Below are 5,096 nucleotides of genomic sequence, written 5' to 3' on the forward strand. Positions count from 1 at the left end.
GTCAATCTTCAGCATCCGATCCTCCTTTAAACCTTCTTCCCTGAACTGTTTGATGAGCACCTCCATCTGTGCCTGCACCTGTATTTTTTTTAGGGAAATCCCACCGCTCAGCACATTGCTGAACACACCAATAGCCACCGAGAATACCGCCATGATCACCACCATGGCAATAAGCACTTCGACGAGTGTCGAAGCTTCTATTTTCTTCGCCTTTAGTTTAACCATTTCAATATCCCTTTCTGTTGTACCTTTGCCTCAAATAATGGCGAAGAAAGATAATGCCTGTCCCTTGCCCTGCGGTTCAGCGTGACATCCACCAAAAAATTCTCATATAGTGTTGTCGGCGTCTGCATGATAAAGCGGTTACAGGAAGTCTTGCCTTCCACGCTCACCCCTTTACCCAGCTTCACCAGGCCCGTTGAATAAACCTCTCCCTTTACCTCCGTCCGCTCTGAAAGACTGATCATGGTCTGCAGCGCCGATCTTTTTGGCTCATAGCTAAACACCATTCCAGCGATACTTACATCTTTCCCCACCAAAATCCTGGCCTGGTCGACCATTTTTTCCTTAGCTACCAGTCCCAGCACCGAAGGATAATGCAGCACTACTTTGTCACCAACGACAATGGAATCCCTTGCAAATAGCTGGCAGTTGCCCTCAAATCCTTCCTCCACGGTAATGCTATGCGCATAAACGATAACATTGTTCAGCTTTGCAGTCCTGGAAATAAATACCGAAGTATCCGAATGCAGCACAAGCTGTCCCGAGAGCTCCCCGGTAACCTGTCCGGCCTGGGGAACCGAAAAGACCTTTCTAGGTCCAAAAAAGGAAACCTCCATATTTTGCCCAGTTAACACCTCCATTGTTGAAAGATCTCTGTTCAGTTCCTTTTCCAGCGCCTTTATCATATCGCCCGATAAGGGAGAAAGTGTACGACCACTTTCCAGTATTTTCCCGTAAACGAGCCTGTCCCCTGAATAGGGCCTGTTCTCCACATAAGATTTGCGCATCCCCGATTTCGGAACTTCTGCATCTCCAGTAACCCGTGTATCGCCACTGACCGACAACGGCCGGTCCTCATCGCTCAGGTAAAGTGCAAGGGTATCCATCCGCGTATCCATGCCGATCAAAAAACTTTTCTTTATCGTATCGGTAGAGACGAATGCCCTGATGACCGGACATTCAAAAATCCCCCACAAGCCGCTGTTGATGCTCACGCTGTCCGTGCCTTCTCCCAAAAGATCCATCCTTATGCTGTCCATCCCCAAAGACCCCCGATGCTTTAACACATAAGCAACCGAGGAATCCATGTTCCTCTCCAGCCTGGCCCGTCTCAGCTCCCTGAGGTAACTTTCCCTGTAATAGGCCGCGATCATGATCAGCGAAGCGCAGATGACCGCGATCAGAAAAGCGGAGATCACCGCAAAATACAGTGCGCCGGCCTTTAACATGGGCCTGGGAATTTATGGCGCTTAGCAACAACACCTAGGTTCCACCAATCGCCATCCAATGTCAAACCGCTGAAACAATCTTCAAAGGAATCATTAGTTTTTTGGTCTCTCCTTGCCCTTTGTTCCATCTGTACGTTTTTTATCCTTCCTGAATATTTTTTTCACCCAAGCCTTTATCTTTGAAGGTTTTTCCGGGCTGATCTTTCCGTTTTTATACCTGGTCACCAGCACGCTGTCAGCCGAAACGCGCCTTTCCAGTTTCCCGTTGATCAGTCCTTTACGGTATTTCCCTTTTACCAATAGCCCACCTGATGCATCATAACGTTCGAAACGTCCGCTGAGCTTTCCGTTGGAATAGTTCGCCACCGAATCCGGCAGTCCCTTTTCATTCCAGCTTTTCCACTCTCCGCTTTTCAGGCCCATGTCAAAATACCCTTGTGTTTTTAATGCCTTGTTCTCATAGAATTCCGAGTAAGGTCCATCCACCGGCTTGCGCCCTGGTACTCCACTTTGATGGAGTCACCTATACGTTTGACAAATTTCAGTCCTTCCCCACGCTCCCCCTCACTAAGCATCACTTCACGGCCCTTGACATTGATAATCGCCACGTGCCTGCGCTGCACACTGTTGTAGAGCTGGCCGCTGTAAACAATCCCCGACCAGTCCGTTTTAGGCTTTAAAGGTACCACCTGGGGCTGGGAAATTAATGAACTCTTTTCAGGAAGCGTTTCCGGCGGTGTTTCCGCATAAGTTTCCGAAAAGGGATCGTTATAGGAAAGATCAAGCCGTACCGTATCGCCTGCATGGTCGACCAGGTTAAAATACCCCCCCTTAAGGGTTTTGGCTACCGGCAGCTCAGGTGCTTCGGATGCCAGGCCGGAAAACACACGGTAAAAGATCACGCCCCATACCACCGCTACGCAGCAGATCAAAAGGTAGGTCATTTTCTTATCTTTCATCAGCCTTTATTGAATGGTAAAAGTCCGCAGTTCGCTGTATGCCCCAACATTGCCCGCCTTATCAAACGCCCTCAGCCTCCAGGCCACCACCTCGCCAGGATCCCCCGCATCAAAACTGAACTCGGTTGCGGTCAGGATTTTTGGATAACTGGAATTGTAGGGCGTGTCCCCATCGCTTTTGTATACCCATAGCTCATACTTGWCCGCATCCGAAACCTTGTTCCAGACCAGTCTGACCGGCCTTGAAACCAACTGCCTGTTCAGGGGCGTACTCAGCACCGGACGCTCGGGCCCGGTGGCATCATAAGTGAGCGTTCTTATCGTGCTCCATTTTGAGTTCTGCGTGGCATTTTCTGCCCTTACCCTAAACTGGTAATTGCCCTCCGCGCTCAGGGTCTGCAGAAAAACCAGGTTTTCGGTCGTGATGTTCAGGTCCATGTTCTTTTCGTCAAGAAAGTTGTTCCGGTCCACCTGTAAGCGGTAAGTTGTGGCCCCAAAAAGTTTCAGCCATTCATACCGCACCTGCGGCTTCGATACCGAAAGGCCGTTTGAAGGCAGGCTCAGCTGCAGCACCTGATCACTCAACGAAGAAGGATAGATCACCAGCGACCTTTGCGTATAAGCGCTTGCACTGCTACCGTTCTCTCCCCTCACCCGCCACTCATAGCTTCCTGGATCAAGGGTATAGACAAATTTATCCTTGTTGATCAGCGTATCCAGCAAAACCTTGCTCACACTGTCAAAACGCGGCGAAACCACCTGAAGCCGATAATAAAGCGCATCGGCCATCGGGTTCCACCAAAAAGTCTGCTGATAGCTGTTGGTCTCCAGCCGATTGGCAGGGGCAAGCAGATCAATCTCCCGTGATCCGATCGATGGTTCAATAAATTCACTACAGGCGGCCAATAGCGGCAGCAGCAATATCAAAAATTTTTTATTCTTCATTCTCTTCAGCCCCGTATAAAAATCTCAACCGATGCCTGCATTTCCACAATCAGCATCCCAAACCCCAATAGCCACATCGCCAGTTTGGAATAGGAAAGTACCTGCACCGCTGTCTTCTGTTTTCTAATCATCTTATGTGCTTTTTTTTCAAAAAAAGCCTTCCGGTAAGTATTGCCTATCGGAAGTCTTTCCGTTTCGTTCCCGTTCATGATCAGGATATTCCCCTCGATCGAGGTGATCTTTTCCTCATTGATAATGAAAGACTTATGTATCCTGCTAAAAGAGGCCCCACATAAACTGTCCTCCATTTCCTTCATTGAATTGTGGCAGGAAAAACGCTGTCCCCCTTCCATATGCAGAATCACATAGTTCTGCAGTGCTTCGATATAGATCAGCTGATCGCATCTGATCAGTACCTCCTTAAAGCCCTTGGAATCTGCCTTTATAAAAAACGAATCGATAGCCTGCGGCCTGTTTTTGACATAGACGGAACTTGCCAAATGGGAAAGATGGTCGAACTTGTTGATGCTTTTCACAAAGCGGTTAAAAGCTATAGGCTTGATCAGGTAATCGAAGGCAAAATGCTCAAAGGCCGCAAAAGCCTGTTCGGTCCCCGAAGACACCAGTACGACCGAAGAAAACTGCCTGATGCGTTCCAGCCAGGCGTCCTGTTCACCATTAAGTGCCGAATCAATAAAAACAATATCGGGCCGGAGCGAATACACCGCATCAAAACTTTCGGGCCGCTGCACCGAATAGCCCTTCAGGACCGTAAGCGGATAATCAAGGATATAGGTACAGAGCGACTCTACGGTGGAAAGTTCACCGATCACGTAACAGCTTATCATGAGCGTAATTTTAATTTGTTTCTAAGGTCAAAACGGAGGATCCATTGCCGGTAGCTGATTTCAGCCACCTAAATTCCGTACCTGACAACAAATAAAAAGGGATTGTTCCCGGTGCCACAAAAGGCTGCCGGAACCGAGAGCGTTTGAAATAGATAAATGCATGATCAGTAGAAATTTATGCAGACAATATCCCAATAAAAAAATATATTCCAAAAAAATAACTACAAAAAAAAGAAATCGGCGAATCCATCACAGCAAACGCCAAAACACACATTCAACCCAAACAACACCGCATTAAAACCGAACATAAAATCAAAAAACTGTAATAAAAATAAGACTTCAAAAACAGCTAAAATTCTCAAGATCGACATTTGCTGATATGAAGTGTCAAAAACACAATTACAAACCCGCTGACTTTCTATTGATATACCAATTATAATATGCCATGATTGTTTTACTTCAACTCCGCGAGGCAGTGGTTTTTCACGGAATATCAGATCGTACCAGTTAAGACATTACAAATAAAATGTCAGGCATATTTTGGTTATCTTCCTACCCCAGCCATTTTGAGTCTGAGCACCAGTTTTTCTTTCCCCTCATCCTGCGAAGAAACCTTTTCCTTGCCAAGATTCGCAGCCGCGATCCTGCCGATCCCCTTTGCTTTCGAAAGGGTATCCAGCAACCTCACCAGGTTCTTATACCCGCCCGAAAAAGTAAAACGATCAAAAATCACCGTACTGTCCACAGCCGCAGTATCCGAAAATGCCGTAACTGTTTCCGGAGAAAAACCGATAGCGGTCCCCGTCGTGATCGCCATCCCCGAAACCGACTGCCAGAGCCTGCTTTCGCGGTCTTCCGAACGTACCTGATAGCCCTTCAGCACAGCCAGATAG

7 protein-coding genes are annotated in these 5,096 nt (G+C 47.6%); all 7 read right to left on the bottom strand.

Annotated elements, in window-relative coordinates; translation table 11 throughout:
• On the bottom strand, positions 1-225 hold a 225-nt coding region (locus AC1DND_RS23200), incomplete at its 3' end, for a hypothetical protein (protein WP_477584954.1).
• Positions 213-1,451: a hypothetical protein gene (locus AC1DND_RS23205; protein ID WP_477584955.1), complete on the bottom strand. Its 1,239-nt coding sequence runs from the start codon at positions 1,449-1,451 to the stop codon at positions 213-215. The genes AC1DND_RS23205 and AC1DND_RS23200, both read right to left, overlap by 13 nt.
• 93 nt (positions 1,452-1,544) lie before the next feature.
• Positions 1,545-1,874: a hypothetical protein gene (locus tag AC1DND_RS23210; protein WP_477584956.1), complete on the bottom strand. Its 330-nt coding sequence runs from the start codon at positions 1,872-1,874 to the stop codon at positions 1,545-1,547.
• Between the two features lie 20 nt (positions 1,875-1,894).
• On the bottom strand, positions 1,895-2,410 hold the full coding sequence (locus AC1DND_RS23215) for a hypothetical protein (RefSeq protein WP_477584957.1): 516 nt from the start codon (positions 2,408-2,410) through the stop codon (positions 1,895-1,897).
• A 6-nt stretch (positions 2,411-2,416) separates the two neighbouring features.
• Positions 2,417-3,355, bottom strand: coding sequence for a fibronectin type III domain-containing protein (locus tag AC1DND_RS23220; RefSeq protein WP_477584958.1), 939 nt, complete (start codon positions 3,353-3,355; stop codon positions 2,417-2,419).
• Between the two features lie 5 nt (positions 3,356-3,360).
• The gene (locus tag AC1DND_RS23225; RefSeq protein ID WP_477584959.1) at positions 3,361-4,203 is read right to left on the bottom strand and encodes a LytR/AlgR family response regulator transcription factor; all 843 of its coding nucleotides are present in this window, start codon (positions 4,201-4,203) and stop codon (positions 3,361-3,363) included.
• A gap of 544 nt (positions 4,204-4,747) precedes the next feature.
• A partial coding sequence (locus AC1DND_RS23230; protein WP_477584960.1) for a hypothetical protein occupies positions 4,748-5,096 on the bottom strand: 349 nt, incomplete at its 5' end.

The organism is Pedobacter sp. 01N416, assembly GCF_056399685.1.